Here is a 20,509-nt window from a genome sequence, read left to right as displayed (position 1 = left end):
TTTACAGGATGCAAAAACAAAACAAAAAGCAATTAGAATTTATAGCATTAATGGCTTCATTAATGTCTTTAGTTGCCTTATCTATAGACGCTTTATTACCAGCTTTAAGTGAAATAGGAAAAGCAGTTGGTGTTACAGAATCTAATGACAATCAGTTATTAATAACCATGATTTTTTTGGGATTAGGATTCGGACAGTTAATTTCTGGTCCAATTTCAGATAGTTTTGGAAGAAAACCGGTAATCTATTTCGGATTTATAGTATTTGTAATTGCAAGTATTATTTGTGTGTATGCAGATAGTTTAGAAATGATGATTTTTGGTAGAATACTACAAGGAATTGGACTTTCTGCACCAAGAACCATAAGTATAGCAATGGTTCGAGATAGTTTTTCAGGAGATTATATGGCACGAATTATGTCTTTTGTTGTTGTTATTTTTATTTTGGTTCCAATAGTTGCGCCTGCAATTGGTAAAATATTTTTAGACAATTTTGGTTGGCAATCAATCTTTTACAGTCAATTATTATTTGGAGTTTTGGTTATGCTTTGGTTATGGAAAAGACAGCCAGAAACCTTAAAACCAGCACATAAAAAACCATTTAAACTCAGTTTATTTGTAGATGGAACAAAAGAATTTTTGAAGCACAAATCAGCTATCATTTTTACCATAATTTCAGGGTTTATTACAGGTTCTTTTATGGTTTATTTATCAGCTTCTCAAAAGATTTTTGAAGAACAATATGCATTAAAAGAAGAATTTCCTTTCATTTTTGCTGGTTTGGCATTTGGTGTTGGTTTGGCAACATTTTTTAACGGAACATTTGTAGTAAAATACGGAATGTTTAAATTAGTTTCTGTTTTTATGATATGTTTTGTAGCAATATCATTAACATACGTATTATTATTCTTTGGAGAAGAAAATCCGAGCGCCACTATTCTACTCACATTCTTTGCGTTACAGTTTTTCTCACTTGGTTTTTTATTCGGAAATATACGATCTTTAGCTATGCAACCAATTGGGCATATTGCAGGTGTTGGGTCTGCAATAAATGGCTTTGTTTCAACTATAATGGCAGTTCCAATTGCAACATTAATTGGTAAATATGTTACTACTACTTCACTCCCACTTTTTGTAGGATTTTTTGTGTGTGGAACTATTTCCTTAATTTTACTACAGTTAGTTAAAAAACAATATGCAAAATCTTAAATATCTTTTATTCATCGGATGCTTGTTTTTTTTCTTTACTTGTAATACAAAGGAAGAAAAAAAAGTAAGTGTTACTAAGATTTTTAATGGATACACTATCACTGGTGTAAACTATACTGATTCAGATAGTATATATCTATTAAACAAAGACTTAAATGTAATTAATAAAGCTAAAATTGATAATCAAAATATCTTATTAAAAGGCGAAATCAATGCTCCTTCTGTAGCTTTTTTAAAATTGAATAAAGAAGAGGATTTACACACAATTATTCTTGAAAACGAATCTTTCAACGTACTTTTTGCTAATAATAGCGCTACGGTTTTAGGTGGGAAATTGCATCAAAAATATGCTGATTATCAGAATAATATACATCAAACAGCTATTTCAAAATCTAAATATGTTGATGATACTTATATAAATGAGAATTATTTAAATTTCATTGAAGAAAACAGTACAAATCTATTAGGTTTACATCTTATTCAGCAGAAAGCTTTATCCTCGAAAACTATTGGTGAAATTCAACAAAGAATAGAAAGTTCTACAAATACAGAATTAAAAGCTTATTTAACAGATTTAAAAGCAAACACTATAATTACTGAAGCTGCCGCAAAAATTGAAAATAGACCGATTGCTAAAGGTTTTTCTGGTACTAATTTAATTGGAAGAATTACTACGCTTGCACAAGTAAAACGTGGTAAAAAAGCAGTATTAATCGATTTTTGGGCAAGTTGGTGCGGACCTTGTAGAGTACTTTCACCAAGAATTAAAAAATTATATGATACTTATAAAAATCAAGGTTTTGATATTGTTACTGTTTCGCAAGACAGGTCAATAAATGCTTGGGAAAACGGTGTTTATGAAGATGCAATGGAAAATTGGAATCATGTGTATGATGACGATAATGATATTGCCAAAATGTATGGAGTACGTGGAATTCCACACATGGTTTTGTTAGATGATAAAGGAAGAATTATCCAAAACAAAATTCCGATTGATAAACTGGAGAAAGAACTTAAAAAAATCTTTAAATAGTTGAATTTAGAAATCATTTTTGAAGATGAATTTATCATCTGTGTAAATAAACCCAATAACGTTTTGGTGCATCATGCACGTCATTCCAGGAATGTAGCAGATGAACAATCTTTGTTACAATTATTAGATACACAAATTGGAGGTAAGTTCTACCCTATTCATCGTTTGGATAGAAAAACATCAGGAATTATTCTTTTAGCAAAAGAAACTACATACGTTTCTAAGTTTCAAGAGTTGTTTACTGAAAATCAGATTGATAAAACTTACTTCGGAATTGTGCGTGGTCATGCTCCAGAAACTAAAATCATAGATTCTCCTGTAAAAGGACGTGATGGAAAAGTACATAAAGAAGCAGAAACACATCTTAGAACATTAGAAAAAATTGTGCTAGACATTCCTGTAAAACCATACGATTCTTCTCGTTATAGTTTGGTTGAATTAAAACCAAAAACGGGTAGAATGCATCAATTACGTGTACATTCTAACAAGATTTCGCATCCGTTAATTGGCGATCCAAAATATGGTGACAAAAATCATAATGTAATGTTCGATGAAAACTTTAACTGTGCCAACATGTTTTTACATGCTGGAATTTTAGAATTTAAACACCCATTTTCTGAAGATAAATTAGTGTTAAAATCAACATTTCCAAAAGATTGGATAAGCTTATTTGAAGTATTCAACTGGCAATCTCCATTAAAATAATTATTACTTATAGTATTTAAAAAACATGCAACACCTAAAAAAAACAGTTACTACTAAAGATAAGTCTAAGCCTAAAGTAACCATGAAACAGGCTTTTAAAACTATTATTTGGCCAAGGCGAAAATTAGTTTTAATCGGTTTATTATTAATAATTATTAGGAGTTTATCTGGTTTTGTTTTACCAATGCAAAGTAAAGTATTGTTAGACGAAGTGGTACCAAATAAAGATTACAATCAATTATACATTCTAATCTCAATTGTTATTGGCGCAATATTAGTACAAGCTATTACTTCTTTTTTATTAACGAAAGTATTAGCTATACAAGCTCAACATTTAATCAGCGAATTGCGTGCACAAGTACAAAAGAAGGTATTATCATTACCCATTAGTTTTTTCGATAACACAAAATCTGGCGCTTTAGTTTCAAGAATTATGAGTGATGTTGAAGGCGTTAGAAACCTTATTGGTACTGGATTAGTACAATTAGTTGGAGGAACATTTACTGCTATTTTAACCTTAGTTATTTTACTAAAAATGAATGTTTGGATGACGCTTTTTACCTTTGTTCCGTTATCTATATTCGGGTTTATTGCTTTAAAATCGTTTAAATATATACGACCAATTTTTAGAGCAAGAGGAAAAATAAATGCCGAAGTAAAAGGAAGATTAACAGAAACATTAGCAGGAATTCGTGTTATTAAAGCTTTTAATGCAGAAGAACAAGAAAGCAAAATATTTGAAAAAGGAGTTGCAGATATTTTTACCAATGTTAAAAAAAGCATGACTGCAACTGCAATAATGACCAGTTCTTCGACCTTTTTAATAGGTTTAGCAACAACAGGAGTTATGGGAATTGGTGGTTATTTTATGATGCAAGGTTCTATGACTTTTGGAGATTTTATCCAATTCACCTTTTTATTAGCATTTATGGTAGCGCCAATTGTGCAAATGAGCAATATTGGTAGTCAGTTAACGGAAGCTTTAGCAGGTTTAGACAGAACTGAAGAGCTCATGAATATGACTGCGGAAGACGATAACAAAAACAGAACAACAGAACTTAATACGATTAAAGGTAACATTGAATTTAAGGATGTTTCATTTTCTTATGAAGAAGGAAAAGAAGTATTACATAACATCAATTTTAAAGCGCCAGCTGGCTCTGTAACTGCTTTAGTTGGAAGTTCTGGTTCTGGAAAATCTACCATTGCAGGATTATCGGCAACTTTTTTAACACCAAAAAAAGGTACAGTTACTATTGATAATGAAGATTTAGCAAAAGTAAAATTGAGTAGTTATCGTCAGCATTTAGGAGTGGTTTTACAAGACGAGTTTTTGTTTGAAGGAACTATTAGAGAAAACATCATGTTTCCAAGACCAAACGCAACGGAAACTGAAGTCTTAAACGCAGTAAATGCAGCTTATGTAAACGAATTTACAGACAGGTTTGAGAAAGGTCTAGATACTTTAATTGGAGAAAGAGGTGTTAAACTTTCTGGCGGTCAACGACAACGTTTAGCTATTGCGCGTGCAATTTTAGCAAACCCTAAAGTGTTAATTTTAGATGAAGCAACGTCAAGTTTAGATACGGAAAGTGAAGCGTTGATTCAGAAAAGTTTAGCGGAATTAATTAAAGACAGAACTACTGTTGTTATTGCGCACCGTCTAAGTACTATTAAAAAAGCAGATCAGATTTTAGTTATAGAAGTCGGTCATATTGTAGAACGCGGAACTCATGACGAATTAATTGCTCTTGAAGGTAGATATTACGAGTTATACACGTATCAATCTAAAATTTAATAAACTGTCTCTTTCCTGTGGTGTAGGCAGGAATCCAAACAAACTTAAGTATAGATTCCCGATTTCTCGGGAATGACAGAAAGTTAGCAAACAAGTTTAGCCCTGATTGAACGGTCTGTTTGAGCTCTTTTTTAGTTTTGGTCATTGAGCGAAGTCGAAATGCAAAACTAAAAAAAGCGAGTAGTGAAAGCAGGAAATAGCTTCAAAATAAAATGTCATTTCAGTTTTAACCGAAATGGCATTTTAAAAATTATTGTTCTATAGAATTTACTTCAAAGGAAATCAACTCGTTAGCTTCAAAAGTTGGTTTTACTTCTATCGGATTGCAGCAAACTTCGCAATCTTCAATATAGGTTTGTTGGCGCACACTTTGGTCTAAAACCATGGAAATGGATTCCCAACAATGCGGACATTGAAAAAAGTGCTCCACTACTCCTCTATTACTTTTAGTACTAATTTTCCTTTTTTATTCCCTGTAAATAAACGCTGATATGTTTCGTAGAAATTCTCAATTCCGTTGTAAATATCTTCTTTAGATTTTAATTTTCCTTGCGCCATCCACATGCCCATTTCTTGAGCAGCAGTTCCATAATCTTTAGCATAATCCATAACAACCATTCCTTGCATTGTTGCCCTGTTTACCAATAAAGACAAGTAATTACTCGGTCCTTTTACCTTTACTTTATTGTTGTATTGAGAAATTGCACCGCAAATTACAATTCTTGCATGCATTCGTAATTTAGTTAAAGCTGCGTCTAAAATTTCTCCTCCAACATTATCAAAATACACATCAATTCCTTTTGGGCATTTTTCTTTTAAAGCTTCGTGTAAATCATCTGATTTATAGTCGATTGCAGCATCAAAACCTAATTCATTTACCACATAATCGCATTTTTCTTTACCGCCAGCAATACCAATTACGGTACAACCTTTAATTTTTGCAATTTGCCCAACAACACTTCCAACAGCTCCAGCAGCTCCGGAAACTAAGACAATATCGCCTTCCTTTATTTTACCAACTTGGGTAATTCCAAAATAAGCAGTCATTCCTGGCATACCTAAAGTTCCTATATACATTGGCATTGGCGCCAATTTATCATCAACTTTATAATAATTTTCTCCGTTAGTAACAATGTATTGTTGCACGCCGCCCCAACCAGTTACACAATCGCCAGTTTTAAATATTGGGTGCTTATTTGCCTTAACAACTTTACCAATAGACCCAGATCTCATAACATCATTAATACCAACTGGCGGAATGTAAGATTTAGTGTCATTCATCCAACCACGCATTGCAGGGTCTAAAGAAATATAGTGGTTTTGGATTAATATTTCACCTTCTTTTAGTTCTGGAATTGGGTTGTTTTGCAATTCAAAAGTGTCTGCTTCTACGTTTCCTACCGGTCGTTTTTTAAAGATAATTTGCTTGTTCATTGTATAAATTTGTTTTTTGGGCGCAACCTTAAGGTCGGGCTTTCGTTACTCGCTTTTTGCAAAAAAGCAAAAGAGCTCAAACAAGCCACTCAATCCCTTGCGCGGGTGTACTTGCTAAAATAAATGATTAATTTAATAGTTTAAGATTTCTAATAAGCTTTTTTCAAATCTAGACTTGGCCAAATATTGTTTTTCTAAATTAGGCTCAAACGGAATTGGAGTTTCTAAACTAGCTACTCTTTTTACTGGTGCATCTAAATAGGTAAAGCAATTTTCTGTAATTAATGCCGATAAATCACTTGCAATTCCACCAAACATAGAGTCTTCTTGCAAAATTATTGCCCGTCCAGTTTTCTTTACAGATGCATAAATTGCTTCAGTATCTAAAGGTTGTAACGAACGTAAATCGATTAAATCTGCTTGTATCGTGTTATTCTTTTCTAATGTTTCTAAAGCCCAATGAACTCCTTGTCCGTAAGAAATTATTGTAATTTCATTTCCTTCTTTTAAAAGCGCAGCTTTACCAATTGGCAATGTAAAATAATCTTCCGACACTTCCTGATAAACAGATCTGTACAATGTTTTATGTTCAAAAAATAATACCGGATTTGGGTCATTTATTGCTGAAGCTAATAAACCTTTAGCATCTTGCGGAAATGCAGGGTAAATTACTTTTAAACCTGGTGTTTTGGTAAACCAAGCTTCGTTTGTTTGACTATGAAATGGTCCCGCGCCAACACCTGCTCCACAAGGCATTCTTATAACAACATCAGCTTTTTCATTCCATCTATAATGCGATTTTGCTAACAAATTTACAATGGGATTAAAGCCAGACGAAACAAAGTCTGCAAACTGCATTTCCATTACGGCTTTCATTCCGTTTACCGATAAACCATACGCAGCAGAAACAATTGCAGATTCACAAATTGGTGTATTTCTAACTCGCTCTTTCCCGAACTGCGCAACAAATCCGTCAGTAATTTTAAAAACACCTCCATATTCTGCAACATCTTGCCCCATTATAACTAAGTTGTCATAACGTTCCATAGATTGCCTTAAACCTTCAGAAACTGCATCCACCAAACGAATATTATTTGTCTTTTCTGATGGAATTAGCTCTTCAAAATCATGTTTTTTATAAACGTCACCAAGTTCTGTATCTAAATTTGGAGTTATTTTTTCTTCATCAAAAGCTATTTGTAAATGTTCATTTATTTCATCAACAATTTCTGCTTTAAAACGAATTTCGATTTCTTCCGTTAAAATTCCTTCCGATTTTAAGTATTGCTGATAATTTTCTATAGGGTCTTTAGTTGCCCATTTATCCAATAATTCTTGCGGAACATATTTTGTACCACTCGCCTCTTCATGACCACGAATTCTAAAGGTTTTGAATTCCAATAAAATAGGTCTTGGATTTGCACGAATGCTTTCTGCCAATTCAGACACTTTTGTATAGACTTCAACAACATTATTACCATCAATAATATGGCTTTCCATTCCGTAGCCAATTCCTTTATCAGCTAAATCGGTACAATTAAATTGTTCAGAAACTGGAGTAGAAAGTCCGTAACCGTTATTTTCAATGCAAAACAAAACCGGTAAACTCCAAACAGAAGCAACGTTTAATGCTTCGTGAAAATCGCCTTCACTTGTTCCTCCATCACCCGTAAAAACAGCGCAAACTTGTTTGTTGTCTTTCAGTTTATTTGCCAAGGCAATTCCGTCTGCTACACCAAATTGTGGTCCAAGATGAGAAATCATCCCAACTATTTTATATTCTTGTGTTCCAAAATGGAAACTTCTATCTCTTCCTTTTGTAAAACCATTTAATTTACCTTGCCATTGCGAGAAAAGTCTATGTAACGGAATTTTACGAGTTGTAAAAACACCTAAATTACGATGCATTGGTAAAATATATTCATCAGTATTTAAAGCAGCAGCAACTCCAACAGAAATTGCTTCTTGACCAATACCTGAAAACCATTTAGAAATTTTTCCTTGACGCAGTAAAATCAACATTTTTTCCTCAATTAAACGAGGCTTTAACATCGATTTATACAAATGAAGTAATGTTGCTTTATCTATGCTGTTTTCGGAGTACCTAATTTGGTGAGACATTAATATTTTAGCTATTTGTTCCTTACAAACATATATAGAAAAAATGTGAATACATAAAAAAATCCTCATTAAAAATGAGGATTTGACAATATTTTAGCGTTTATTTCTTACAATTCTTTAAAAATCGCATGCATCATACGTTTTTTATCATTGATACTTTCTTCTAAAGCAATAGTAGTTTCTGTTCTATTTACACCAGGAATTTCATCTATAGCATAAATTATATCTTTTGCATCATTAGTTCCTTTTGCTCTTACTTTACAAAATATATTATAAACACCTGCAACTACATAAGCAACAGTAACATTAGGTATTTTACGTAAGTTTTCTATTACACTTTGAGTCATTGATGTTTTTTCTAAGAAAACTCCAACATGTGCTATAAAAGAATAACCCATTTTTTCATAGTTCAAAGTTAACGTAGAACCCTGAATAATACCTTCATCTTCCATCTTTTTAACACGAACATGAATTGTTCCTGCTGAAACTAATAATTTTTTTGCAATATCAGTAAACGGTGTTCTAGCGTTTTCAATTAAAATATCTAAAATCTGATGATCTATTTCATCTAATACGAATTTCTTCATTTTTTGTGTTTTATTCAAATAATACGGCAAAAATATGATTTTTTTACAAATAAACGAAAGAAAAAAAGAGAAAAATTCAAAAATTTAGCTCCCGAAAACGATTTCGCTGTGTCCTTTTTGACTGTTTAACTCTTCATTTTTAATTTCCTTTAATTCTGAAACAAATTTGTCCTCAACAATCTTATCTATATATTGAAATGCTTTATCTTCTTGATTTTCATTTCTATGAATAACATCAAAAAAGGATTTTTGATTGTTTGGAATGTCAAAATACGGCTTATATTCATCAAAGTTTTTAGCAGTTGCAACATGATAAATTCCTTGTAAAAGTGCAAAGAAATTAAACTTACGAGCTTCTTCCCTATTATAATCGTCTGGAAAATGACCTGCTTCAATTAATATTGTATTGTAACCTAATTTTTGAAAATTATCTCCTGTTGCGGTTGGATAAAATTCATCCGTATATCGACCAACAAAATTTGGTATAATTTGTTGCAAAAGTAAATTCATAGCAACAATTACATTCATTGTTTGTTTTCTTCCATCCGTTAACACTCTAGTTTCTTCTTCCGAAGGTGCTAAAAAAGAAATGGTAGCCGGATTTGCTGTTCCTTCCACACCAAAAATTGTACGTTGATCATGTAAATTAAAACAAAATTGCGGCTTAAAGTCATCTAAAACCGAACGTAACAACTTACTTTCTTTAGCTTGTAAAGCAACCGCATCTCTATTTAAATCAATGTTATTTGCATTTACACGTGTATATGCTTTAGATCCGTCTGGATTTAACATTGGTATAATTTTAATAGTACAATTATTTAAAATTTCTTGAACAAAAGTTTCATTACTGTTTTCAATAACATTTAATAAATCAAAAACAGCTTTGGTTCCCGTACTTTCATTTCCGTGCATTTGAGACCAAATTAAAATCTTGCGTTTTCCACTTCCAAATGAAACAGTATATATAGGAGTGTTTTTTTCTGAAGTTCCAATTTGTGAAACTTCTGTTTTCTGAAGTTTTAAAATATTGGGTTTAATATCTTCAAAAGTAATCCACTTACCAAATAACGAAGTTTCTTTTTGTTGCTGATATATTTTTTGTAATTCTAAAATAGAAAGTAATTGCATAGTTCTTTTTTACTTGACAAAAGTAACATTTTATTTTATGATGTTTTACAAAAGTAAATTCATCAATTGTTACAAATGTAAAACTGTTATTTGTAAATTTAATTTACAATTCTATCCAAAATGTATTTTTCAATCAACTTCTTAAATATTAAAAACACAGCAACATAAGTTTTCATTATAACAAAAACACAACAAGCTGTAATTGTGTTATTTAAACTAATTTAAATAAAGCTTTAATTTAATCGTAAAGGATTTAAATAATGATTTAACATTGTAAACTTGTAATTGTTTTTTACAAATGTTACATTTGTAACACAACAAACATGTTACAATGGTAAACACTGCTGATTTTATAAATAGACTTAAAAAACTTATGGAATTTCACCAATTAACGGCATCTAATTTTGCAGATGCAATTGGTGTACAACGCTCTTCTATCTCACATATTCTTTCAGGAAGAAACAAGCCAAGTTTGGATTTTGTTTTGAAAATTACAAATACATATACTGATGTTGATATGTATTGGCTTTTAAATGGAACCGGAAATTTTCCGAAGAAAAATATAGAAACAACTCCTTCTCAGTCAAATTTATCTTTTCCTCCTAGCAGCTCTAATGATGGAAAAAAAATAAAAAGAATTGTTGTTTTTTATGAAGACGGCACTTTTGAAGAATACAACAAGTAGAAAAAACTACTTCTCTTTTTTTAGTTTTTGATTACAAAACATATTCATTGAATATATCTTCTAACTCTTTTTGAGGATTAACACATAAACCAGAATGCGTTTTAGAACTCTGCACAATTGTACTTCTACAAGCTGCCAACCATCTAAATCTATCAGACAGTTCAAAAGCACCAATTTTACCTCCTAAAGGATTTCCTTCGCAAATCTGTTGCCAAGCTTGTAAATAATTATTAAAAGTTTCTACAGTTACCTCAGATGAAAAGGCTTTCAACTTATCTGGATTAACAAAATATTTTATCCCCAGAAATTTTTTCCTTTTTGAAAACAAAATAACACCTACATTAAAAAACTCTTCCCTTTCTACTTTTGGAACAATTCTTATAATGGCGTATTCAAATGTGTATTTATTTTGCATCTTCAGCCTCTTTTACTAATAAATCTATCTTAGAAAACCTTGTGTCAATAAATTTTATATAAGCTTCTCTCATTTCATTAGGACTAAAAGTATCGGACTCACTTAGCAGCCAATCTTCAGGTATACTTGCAACAATCTCTGTTATTTTATCTAGATTTAATAACTTCTTAATTTCTACTGAAGCTTCAGTTAAACAAGTTGCTTTATTCAACAAAACATGATCTTTTACAAGTGGAAAGGTTCTTGAAAGATGATTCTCCCAATTTTTCCAATCGTGATGAAAATAAAAGCTAGCACCGTTATCTATAATCCAAAGCTCATTATTCCAATGTAATAAATTAGTGTTTTTAGCTGTTCTATCAATATTACTAATAATACTGTCTAATAAGACTACTTTAGAAGCCGTCATTGCATCTACAGTACTTACTAAAGGATCATACGTTATGGCTTCAGATAAAAAATGCAATCCTAAATTTAAACCAACACTAAACTTTAGTAAGTCTTGTATTTCTTCGTCTGGCTCCGTTTTACTAAAAGAATCGTCTAAATTCATAAAAACCAACTCAGGAACTTTTAAGTCAATTACTCGCGCAATTTCTCCACCAATAAATTCTGATATTAATGCTTTTTTTCCTTGACCTGCACCTCTAAATTTTAATACGTACAAAAATCCGTCATCTGCTTTTACAATTGCAGGAAGAGAACCTCCTTCTCGTAAAGGACAAACATATTGAGTAACATCTACTGTTCTAATGTCTAATTTATTCATTTAAATTATTGCAACAGTTTTGCCATTGCTTCTTTAATAATTGCTTCGTTTTTGTTTCTACTAGAATGATTGGCTTTTCCTTGAAATTGCACCATTTGACGCAGTAAATTTACGCCAACCTTATCAAAACCATATTGCTTGTATTGGTTTCCTTTTACAACAACATCATCTACTAGATTTTGTATCGCTTCTGTGTTGTCGTTTTTTGCAATAAATTCAAACGCTTTTTGATAAAATGCTTTATCCTTGGCAATGTTTGTTAAAAACATACCGCTAAGTATGTGCTTAGCTACAAAAGGCAATTCGCTTTCATCTTTTTCTTCAATAAAAATACGTGTTAATGGCGTTGCTAAGACTTTTCTAATCTCATCTGGCATCGCTTTCGATTTTTCTATAGCTGCTTTTTTATCTACATAATACAAACCAACTAAACCTTTACCAATTACAGAATACGATTTACTTTGCAATGCTTTTTCAAAAATTGGTTGCAATTCTGGATCTGTTAATTTACCCAATGTTTCAACCGCAGCAGCTTGCACTAAAGTTTTAGCATCGTTATTAGCAATCTGTTTAATTTTACTAATAACCGCTTTCTTGGTGTTCTTATTGATTAAATCAATATTTTCTAAAGCAAGCATTCTAATTTTATAGAAATCATCATTCATTGCATTTGCAACCGCGTTAAAAGCATTTTTATCATCTTGTTTTTTAGCAACTTCTAATAAAGCTTCCTTTTTATGACCGTAATATTTCGCATATTTTAATTGGTGAATATAATCGCTCAGGACTTTGTTCTCAACAACATCAGAAACCAAAACTCCATCTGCATTTACTTGAATTAAATCTGGATGATTATTATAAGGCAATATAAATGACGCATCTTTTCCGTTTACGAAAACCGTATGACGCGTTGCCTTGCTTCCTTCAAAAACATCAATTGCAAACGGAAATTTAAATTCTTTACCTTGTTGTAGCTGAATAATGTTTACAGTTACTGTTTTTTGAAGCTTATTATAATCGTAAGAAATTTCTAGCTTCGGATGTCCGTTTCCAAAAAACCACTGATTAAAAAACCAATTTAAATCTTTTCCACTAACCTCTTCTAATGTTAACCTTAATTGATGTGCTTCTGCAGCTTTGTATTTAAAATCAGTTAAATATTTCTTTAAACCTGCGTAAAAAGCATCATCTCCTAAATAGTTACGCAACATGTGCAAAATTGCACCACCTTTGTTGTAACTAACTGCATCGAACATGTCTTCTTTATCAGCATAATCAAATCGGATTAAATGCTTGTCAAAATTTTGTCCGTTTTTATAACCTTCCACATCTTCTAACAAATGCGCGTCTGCATCTTCAACCCCATATTTATATTCTCTCCATAAATATTCGCTATAACTTGCAAAACTTTCGTTTAAAGCTAAGTTAGACCAGCTTTCTGTAGTTACTAAATTACCAAACCAATGATGAAAAACCTCATGTGCAATGGTGTTTTCCTGTACATTTTGATCAATTAATTGCCCTGGTTTCTGATATGCTTTTTCTCCATGAATAACAGCAGTTGTGTTTTCCATAGCTCCAGAAACATAATCTACACCAACAATTTGATCGTATTTATTCCAAGGATATTCAACACCTAATTTATCACCAAAGAAACCAATCATTTCTTTTGTGTGTCCAAAAATTTCTTTTGCATAAGGCGCATATTCTTTAGACACATAATAACTTATAGGAAGATTTTTATACTGTTCTCTTACTATTTCATATTCTCCAACTCCCATAAAAAACAAATACGGAGCGTGTTTTTGATCTAGTTTCCAATAATCTGTTCTGTTTGTTCCGTTTTTAGTTTGAGAAACTAATTTTCCGTTTGATAAGGTTACAAACTTATCTGGAACCGTTATATAAATTTCTTGTGTTGTTTTTTGATTTGGCGAGTCAATTGTTGGAAACCAACAGCTGTTTGCTTCCGTTTCTCCTTGTGTCCAAATTTGAGTTGGTTTGTTCTTGTCTAATCCTGTTGGATTGATAAAATACAATCCTTTTGCTTGTGTTATTGCAGCACTTCCTTTTTGTTTTACTTTTTCTGGTTGTGCTGTATATTTTAAATAGATTGTAAACTCTTCATTACGAGAATAAGTTCTACCTAAATCTATAATCAACTTTAAATTATCATAATTATAATCTAAAGTTTGATTATTCATTTTTACTTCATGAATAATCATAGCTTTTGCGTCTAACGTAATTTTATCAGTTGCATAAAAATATGGTTTAGCTGTCAACCATTCTTCTCCATTTAATTTTTGCTCTTGAAAATTAAAGTCGACCTTTAGTTTTGTATGAATTAATTTATGTTCTTTTTCCTTTTCGGCTCTATAAACATTCGTTTGAGCTGTTGCAACAAAACTTGTTAAGGCAATTAATAGTGATAAAATTGTTTTTCTCATATATGTTTCTGGATTTCCTGTAAAAACAGTCTCGAAATTTCTGGGTATTTATTTTACTTTCTGTGGATTCCTGCCTACGCAGGAATGACAATGAGTTACTTTCAATAAGTATTCCAAAAATAATAAAGAATAGTATTAAAAAATAAAAACCCATTATGGGTCAAAAATACTAAATAAAAGATTGTGAGTTGTTAATGCGTAGTTAAAACAAAAAAGCCATAACATTAATTGTTACGGCTTTTTAAAATATATAATCGGGTTGGTTATTCTTTTGCTTCTAAAAGCATTTTAAACTGAGAAAGACTTGCGTTATCTCCTTCTAATTTTACATGTTTCATTGCTTCCATAATTTTTCCAGGATTCATATTGTCTCCTAAAATACGTGCAACTCCTACTCCTGCATCTTTACTGTAACCAAAAGCTACAATTTCATCAATTGCATCTGCATCTCCGCTATAAAATACTTTTCCGTTTCCTCTTTTATCTTTAAAAGAAACTAAGCTTTTATATTCTGAAGAATTAGAAAAGATAGCTTTTAACTTGTTCTTTTCAGCTTCATAATTTGCTTCGTTACCTTTATATTGCATTGCTACAATATTTACTTTTCTAATACTCTCTAAAGATTCTTTTACATCTGCATTTGCATCTTTTCCTTGAGACATTTTTAAAACACTCGCAGGAATATCTACAGTCATAAATCCTTTTTTATCTTGACTTTCAACTAAATAACTCTGTAAAGTTTGTTCTTTTTTACAAGAACTCATCAATAATACAATAGCTACAAAAGAAAGTATTGTGGATAGTTTTTTCATCTTAAATTTAATTTTTTTATGTTGATTTATATTCGAGCGCTTTTAAAAAGCGCTCGAACTAAATATAGTTTTACTTACTGTTCATTTCAACTTTTACATTGTTTTCCTTAGAAAAAGTATCTGCTAGTTTAGACATTTTATTAATATCTATAGTTCCTGTTAAAGAAACAATTACAGACTCCATATTTCCTTTAGATCTTTTACCGTCGTTATCTTTGATAAACATCAAAACTTCACTAACAAAATCTTTGTTTTTTGTAGCCTTAACATAAATCTTTACATGAGAGCCTTTGTCTTTAACTCGCATTAATTCTGTAAGGTTAGATTTGCTAACAGCAGTTTTTACCATACCTTCCATTTGAGAAGCAATACTAGAATTATCGGTAGAAAACATTTTTAATTCTTTTAAATCTTGAATCATTTTAAAGACTTCCATTGCTTCGTTGTCTTTAGATTCTACATTAAATTTTGATAAAATTTCAAATGCATCTTTAGTTACTACAACTGTAGATACATCATCTAAATCTTCTAATTTATCAAACATTGATTGACCAAAAGTTAAACTTGAGGTAAATACTAGTGCTATTATTGTTATTATTTTTTTCATGGTTTCTTATTTTTACTTGGTTTTACTAATTTACTTGGTTTTAAATATTTTATTAACTGTGTCTTCGTATGTATATAAACTTGCTACAGCTTGGTTTCCTTTGTTAAGGTTTGTAGACAACAACTTTAAAGCTTCTGTTACTTGTGCTAACTGTTTTTCTTGTTGTCTATGCTCGTATTCTCCATAACCTGCATACATACTTATTAATAAGACGACAGACGCTGCAACTTGTAACCATTTCCAGTTCTTTTTCTTGTTTTCAGGTTTTAACTGAATGGTTTTGTTAAAGGTTTCGTCTTTACTTTTCTTAAAATACCCAAACATATAACTGTACTCTTGCAAATGCGATGCCACATTTTCTGAGGCAAAGTAAGTACTTAATGTTTTCTCTTCTTGCAAAGTGGTTTCTGCGTTCAGATATTTTTCTACTAATTTTTCTATGTTAGCTAACTCCATAGTTGTGTTGTTTAATTAATGCTTCTCTTATTGTTTTTCTTGCTCTAGAAAGTGCTACTCTAATGGCTGTTGGTTTCATGTCAACCATTTTTGCAATTTCATCGAAACTATATTGTTCAATATCTCTTAACTGAATAATAATTTTTTGTTGTTCTGGTAAATCTTCTATCAGTCTATGTACTTTTTCTACACTATCATTATGTTCTACTTTTTTATCAAGACTTGTATCTTTTTCTTTATAATTACTATGGATTAATGTTAAATTACTGGCTTGTTTAGATTTTAATCTATCAAAACAATAATTTTTAGTCATTGTCATAGCAAAAGCCTCTACATTCTTATATTCAGACAGTTTTTGTTTGTTCTTCCAAAGTTTAAAATACAACTCTTGCGTAGCATCTTCGGCTTCTTCAGTAGATACAAGTAATCGTTTTGCTAAACGAAATACTTTATCTTTAAACGGTAAAACAACTTTTAAAAAGTCTGATTGTTTCATTTTTATTAGTTAGATTATTGTAAACTTTTTAGATTAGTAACGTCTAAATTATCAGGTTTACATTATTACGACGAAGCAATATAAATTTTGTTACAACGCAAACCTATTTATTTTGTAATATTGCTAAAATACTCGCAAAGCGGAAGAAAAAAAACAATATACTATTACTATTCAGATTACGTTACCAATATAATAAAGCCTTTAATTTTATGAAATTTACTCGATTATTTATTTTATTTATCGCCCTTAGCACGTTAATTTCTTGTTCAAAAAACGAAAATATTCCAACAGATATTGAAGTTCAAACTTTTGTTTGGAAAGGATTAAACGCCTATTATTTATGGCAAGGTGAAATTCCAGATTTATCTGACAGACGTTTTTCTGCAGACCAACAATTATATAGCTATTTACAAGGATTTAGTAATCCAGAAAATTTATTTGAAAGCTTATTATTTGAACGTGGAGTAACCGATAAATTTTCTTGGATTGTAGATGATTACATCGCTTTAGAAAATTCTTTTGAAGGCACAACTGAAACTTCTGGAATGGAGTTTGGCTTGCGCACTTTTGAAAACGACCCAACAAAAGTATATGGTTATGTTCGTTATGTAGTTCCTGGAACTGACGCAGAAAACAAAGGTATAACTCGTGGAATGATTTTTACACAAGTAAACGGAACAGCTTTAACATTAGCTAATTATAGAAGCTTACTATTTTCTTCAAGTACTTCATATACAATTCAATTAGCCGATTTTAATAGTGGGAATCCAACTGAAAACGGAACTGAAATCGCTTTAGATAAAAGTCAGTTTACTGAAAACTCAGTACACACAAGTGCTATTTTTGATGAAGGAACAAATAAAATTGGATACCTAATGTATAACGCGTTTACTCCTCAGTTTGATGATGAATTAAATGCTGTTTTTGCAAATTTTAAAAGCGAATTGGTTACAGATTTAGTAATAGACTTACGTTATAATGGCGGCGGTTCTGTTAGAACTGCAACCTATTTAGCAAGTATGATTACTGGACAATTTAACGGAGATGTTTTCTCTAAACAAAGATGGAACAGTAAAGTTGAAGAAGCTTCTGATCCAAGTAATTTTATCAATAATTTTACAGATCAAATTAATAACGGAATTGTTAATCAACCAATAAACAGCTTAAATTTAGAAAACATTTATTTTATTACAACAGGAAGCTCTGCTTCTGCCTCAGAACTTGTAATTAACGGATTAGTTCCTCACATAAATGTAAAACAAGTTGGTACAAAAACTTTAGGTAAATATGTTGGCTCTATAACTTTATATGATTCTCCTAACTTCAACAAAACTGATGTAAATCCAAATCATAATTGGGCAATGCAACCAATTGTTTTAGAAATAGTAAATAAAGATGGTAATAATGATAAAGATGGTATTGAGCCAACTGTAGAATTTCCTGAAGATTACGGTAATTTAGGTGTTTTAGGAGACAGAAACGAACCTTTATTAGATAGAACAATTACCTTAATAACAACTGGAGCAAGAGGTGTTTTTACTCCTCAAAACACTTATTTTGGTGAAGAAATTTCAAATTCAAAATTACATACTCCAACTAGTAACAACATGTATGTAGAATTAAAATAATATTTTGCAGATTGTCATAATGTAACCTCATTTTTAAACCTTTGTTTAAAATTATTATGACAATCTGTTTTATTATATATTTTCGTCTAGATTAGATTCCATTAAACCCTTTTCTACTTCTTTATTTTCAATAAGTTCTGGTCTAAAATCACTCATTAAAGTATCATTTTTAAATTTAGCGTGATCAAACCCAGCTTTCCACCATATTTTCATCTCTTTTTTATCGAAAACTAAAGAATTCTTTGTTAAAACCGTTGGTGTATAATACAAATTCAACTTTACATCTTGGTGTTTTGCGGATAGCTTACCAATTGTAACATTATGTTTTTCTACGTGTTCTAACATAAAGTCAAAAACATCTAACATTAATGAAAACGGATTTTTAGCAGGCATTCTATTTATCTGAGTTATTTCAGTTTCTAAAATAATAGCATCAATTTCTTTTGCTCCGCGTTTTATAGCTTCATGTATTGGAACCAAACAACCAAAACCACCATCTGCATATTGGCAATGATTTTTTTCTAACAAACTCATAAAAGGAACATAATTACAAGAACCCCAAATCCAATCACAAAAATCCTCATACTCACACGCTCTAATTGACTTATATTCAACCTGGTTAGCTGTTAAGTTTGAAACCGTTACTACAACATCTTTATTACTCTTTCTAATGTTGTTATACATTTCTAAAGTAACATTCTTCTTAATTAGTTTTCTTAAATTTTTACTTTCTCCAAACGTTTTTCTTCCATTTAAAAAATTCCAAAATGTACTTCTGTGGCGTATAGAAATTACTTTTACACCATGCACTCTTTTTACCCTAAATGGATTATTACTAAATATAGAAGATTGATTTACAGATGTATATAATTCTTTTAATTCATCAACCATATCTAAAGCTAAATGAGAAATCATTAAACTTCCCGTAGAAGTTCCTAAAAATAAATCATAATCATTTCCACGAGTTTTCATTAAGTATTCCGCAACACCTCCTGCAAATGCTCCCTTGCTTCCTCCTCCAGAAATTACCAATGCTTTTTTCACCTGTATAAAATTGATTAAATTAGTTGCCTTAAAACTACAAAAATGAACCGATTATTTATCCTTTTTTCTTTAGCAATCTTAACTATTTCTTGTAAAAATGAATATCAACCAAGAAATATAGACAAAGTAACCATTCAAGAATTTAAAATTGATAGCACTAGTATTAGGGCAATTCAGTTTCTTGATGAAAACACGCTTTATTACGCGGGTTCAAAAGGCGACATTGGTTTTACTACAGATGCTGGTAAAACTTGGAAGACAATACACATTAACTATAACGAGAGTATACAACCACATTTTAGAAGTATTGCTTCAAATGGAACAGACATATTCGCCTTATCTGTAGGAAATCCAGCCTTGTTATATAAAGTTTCTGAAGGAAAAGAAACATTGGTTTATAAGGAAGAACATGAAAAAGTTTTTTATGACTCCATGAAATTCTTTGCAGATGGTAAACACGGAATTGCTGTTGGAGATCCAACTGAAAACTGTGCTTCTATTATTTTAACTTCGGATAGCGGAAAAACATGGTCTAAAATCCCTTGTGATAAATTACCTGTTTTTGAAGATGGTGAAGCTTTTTTTGCAGCGAGTAACACGAACATTAAAATTATTGGCAATACTGTTTGGATTGCTTCCGGAGGAAAGAAATCTCGTATTTTAAAATCTGAAAACAAAGGACAAACTTGGGAGATTTTTGACACACCAATTATTCAAGGAAATGGTCCTCAAGGAATGTATTCTATTGATTTTACTGATAAACAAACTGGAATTGCGATTGGTGGAGACTACTCTAAACCAACAGAAAACAAAGCAAATAAAGCGGTTACAAAAGATGGCGGTAAAACCTGGACTTTAATTGCTGATGAACAAGACCCTAATTATAAGAGTTGTGTGCAATATGTTCCAAATACTAATGGAAAAGAGATTTTTGCAGTTGGTAAAACAGGTGTTTCATTTTCTAACGACGCTGGACAAACTTGGACAGAAGTTAGTAAAGACGCTTATTATACTATTCAGTTTGTAAATGCAAATACAGCTTGGTTATCTGGTAATAACAAAATTGGGAAATTAATAATTCCTAAAATGAAATAAAGAGGGTTAGAAGTTAAACTTGATTAACACAAACAGAATCA

The 20,509-nt window shown here is 31.0% G+C and carries 20 protein-coding genes; 7 read left to right on the top strand and 13 right to left on the bottom strand.

What is annotated here, in order from left to right; all coding sequences use genetic code 11:
- Positions 1–8 precede the first annotated feature (8 nt).
- Genes LPB136_RS03490 through LPB136_RS03475 form a run of 4 tightly spaced genes read left to right on the top strand, consistent with a single transcriptional unit; the run spans position 9 to position 4,744 of the window.
- Entirely contained in the window at positions 9–1,208 is a 1,200-nt protein-coding gene (locus LPB136_RS03490; protein ID WP_072554805.1) for a multidrug effflux MFS transporter, read from the top strand.
- Complete coding sequence (locus tag LPB136_RS03485) at positions 1,195–2,241, top strand: TlpA disulfide reductase family protein (RefSeq protein WP_072554804.1); 1,047 nt, start codon at positions 1,195–1,197, stop codon at positions 2,239–2,241. The genes LPB136_RS03490 and LPB136_RS03485 overlap by 14 nt, the downstream gene beginning before the upstream one ends.
- Positions 2,242–2,946, top strand: coding sequence for a pseudouridine synthase (locus LPB136_RS03480; protein WP_072554803.1), 705 nt, complete (start codon positions 2,242–2,244; stop codon positions 2,944–2,946). It abuts the gene before it with no gap.
- A 25-nt stretch (positions 2,947–2,971) separates the two neighbouring features.
- Positions 2,972–4,744: an ABC transporter ATP-binding protein gene (locus LPB136_RS03475; RefSeq protein WP_072554802.1), complete on the top strand. Its 1,773-nt coding sequence runs from the start codon at positions 2,972–2,974 to the stop codon at positions 4,742–4,744.
- A gap of 250 nt (positions 4,745–4,994) precedes the next feature.
- On the opposite strand, the gene LPB136_RS03470 is transcribed toward LPB136_RS03475, so the two are convergent.
- The 5 genes from LPB136_RS03470 to LPB136_RS03450 form a co-directional block, all read right to left on the bottom strand.
- A complete protein-coding gene (locus tag LPB136_RS03470; protein ID WP_237267414.1) occupies positions 4,995–5,174 on the bottom strand; it encodes a CPXCG motif-containing cysteine-rich protein in 180 nt (59 codons plus the stop codon).
- Positions 5,174–6,178: an NADP-dependent oxidoreductase gene (locus LPB136_RS03465; protein WP_072554800.1), complete on the bottom strand. Its 1,005-nt coding sequence runs from the start codon at positions 6,176–6,178 to the stop codon at positions 5,174–5,176. The genes LPB136_RS03470 and LPB136_RS03465 overlap by 1 nt, the downstream gene beginning before the upstream one ends.
- A gap of 132 nt (positions 6,179–6,310) precedes the next feature.
- Positions 6,311–8,299, bottom strand: coding sequence for an alpha-ketoacid dehydrogenase subunit alpha/beta (locus LPB136_RS03460; RefSeq protein WP_072554799.1), 1,989 nt, complete (start codon positions 8,297–8,299; stop codon positions 6,311–6,313).
- Positions 8,300–8,406: 107 nt separating this feature from the next.
- A complete protein-coding gene (locus LPB136_RS03455; RefSeq protein WP_072554798.1) occupies positions 8,407–8,886 on the bottom strand; it encodes an Lrp/AsnC family transcriptional regulator in 480 nt (159 codons plus the stop codon).
- Between the two features lie 84 nt (positions 8,887–8,970).
- Positions 8,971–10,014 (bottom strand): M14 family zinc carboxypeptidase, encoded by a 1,044-nt coding sequence (locus LPB136_RS03450; RefSeq protein ID WP_072554797.1) that lies wholly within the window; start codon positions 10,012–10,014, stop codon positions 8,971–8,973.
- A gap of 331 nt (positions 10,015–10,345) precedes the next feature.
- Between LPB136_RS03450 and LPB136_RS03445 the strand changes: the two genes are divergently transcribed.
- Entirely contained in the window at positions 10,346–10,699 is a 354-nt protein-coding gene (locus LPB136_RS03445) for a helix-turn-helix domain-containing protein (protein ID WP_072554796.1), read from the top strand.
- Between the two features lie 31 nt (positions 10,700–10,730).
- Here LPB136_RS03445 and LPB136_RS03440 read toward each other — a convergent pair whose 3' ends face one another.
- From LPB136_RS03440 to LPB136_RS03410, 7 genes are all read right to left on the bottom strand, one after another.
- Positions 10,731–11,114 carry a DUF3037 domain-containing protein gene (locus LPB136_RS03440; RefSeq protein ID WP_072554795.1) on the bottom strand — a complete coding sequence of 128 codons (384 nt, stop codon included), beginning with the start codon at positions 11,112–11,114 and terminating at the stop codon, positions 10,731–10,733.
- Positions 11,104–11,883 (bottom strand): HipA family kinase, encoded by a 780-nt coding sequence (locus LPB136_RS03435; protein WP_072554794.1) that lies wholly within the window; start codon positions 11,881–11,883, stop codon positions 11,104–11,106. Before LPB136_RS03435 ends, LPB136_RS03440 begins: the two co-directional genes overlap by 11 nt.
- Before the next feature lie 5 nt (positions 11,884–11,888).
- Positions 11,889–14,330: a M1 family metallopeptidase gene (locus tag LPB136_RS03430; RefSeq protein WP_072554793.1), complete on the bottom strand. Its 2,442-nt coding sequence runs from the start codon at positions 14,328–14,330 to the stop codon at positions 11,889–11,891.
- A gap of 263 nt (positions 14,331–14,593) precedes the next feature.
- Positions 14,594–15,142 carry a DUF4252 domain-containing protein gene (locus tag LPB136_RS03425; RefSeq protein WP_072554792.1) on the bottom strand — a complete coding sequence of 183 codons (549 nt, stop codon included), beginning with the start codon at positions 15,140–15,142 and terminating at the stop codon, positions 14,594–14,596.
- 70 nt (positions 15,143–15,212) lie between these two features.
- A complete protein-coding gene (locus tag LPB136_RS03420) occupies positions 15,213–15,749 on the bottom strand; it encodes a DUF4252 domain-containing protein (RefSeq protein WP_072554791.1) in 537 nt (178 codons plus the stop codon).
- Positions 15,750–15,779: 30 nt separating this feature from the next.
- Positions 15,780–16,205 carry a hypothetical protein gene (locus LPB136_RS03415; protein ID WP_072554790.1) on the bottom strand — a complete coding sequence of 142 codons (426 nt, stop codon included), beginning with the start codon at positions 16,203–16,205 and terminating at the stop codon, positions 15,780–15,782.
- Positions 16,192–16,701: an RNA polymerase sigma factor gene (locus LPB136_RS03410; RefSeq protein ID WP_072554789.1), complete on the bottom strand. Its 510-nt coding sequence runs from the start codon at positions 16,699–16,701 to the stop codon at positions 16,192–16,194. Before LPB136_RS03410 ends, LPB136_RS03415 begins: the two co-directional genes overlap by 14 nt.
- A gap of 209 nt (positions 16,702–16,910) precedes the next feature.
- Between LPB136_RS03410 and LPB136_RS03405 the strand changes: the two genes are divergently transcribed.
- Positions 16,911–18,329, top strand: a complete 1,419-nt coding sequence (locus LPB136_RS03405) for a S41 family peptidase (protein WP_072554788.1) — start codon at positions 16,911–16,913, stop codon at positions 18,327–18,329.
- Between the two features lie 72 nt (positions 18,330–18,401).
- On the opposite strand, the gene LPB136_RS03400 is transcribed toward LPB136_RS03405, so the two are convergent.
- On the bottom strand, positions 18,402–19,373 hold the full coding sequence (locus LPB136_RS03400; RefSeq protein ID WP_072554787.1) for a patatin-like phospholipase family protein: 972 nt from the start codon (positions 19,371–19,373) through the stop codon (positions 18,402–18,404).
- Positions 19,374–19,415: 42 nt separating this feature from the next.
- Here LPB136_RS03400 and LPB136_RS03395 point away from each other — a divergent pair, with 42 nt between their 5' ends.
- Entirely contained in the window at positions 19,416–20,468 is a 1,053-nt protein-coding gene (locus LPB136_RS03395) for a WD40/YVTN/BNR-like repeat-containing protein (RefSeq protein WP_072554786.1), read from the top strand.
- The last annotated feature ends 41 nt before the right edge of the window (positions 20,469–20,509 follow it).

It is taken from the genome of Tenacibaculum todarodis, assembly GCF_001889045.1.
GTDB lineage: Bacteria > Bacteroidota > Bacteroidia > Flavobacteriales > Flavobacteriaceae > Polaribacter > Polaribacter todarodis.
This window is presented reverse-complemented; position numbering and strand designations above follow the sequence as displayed.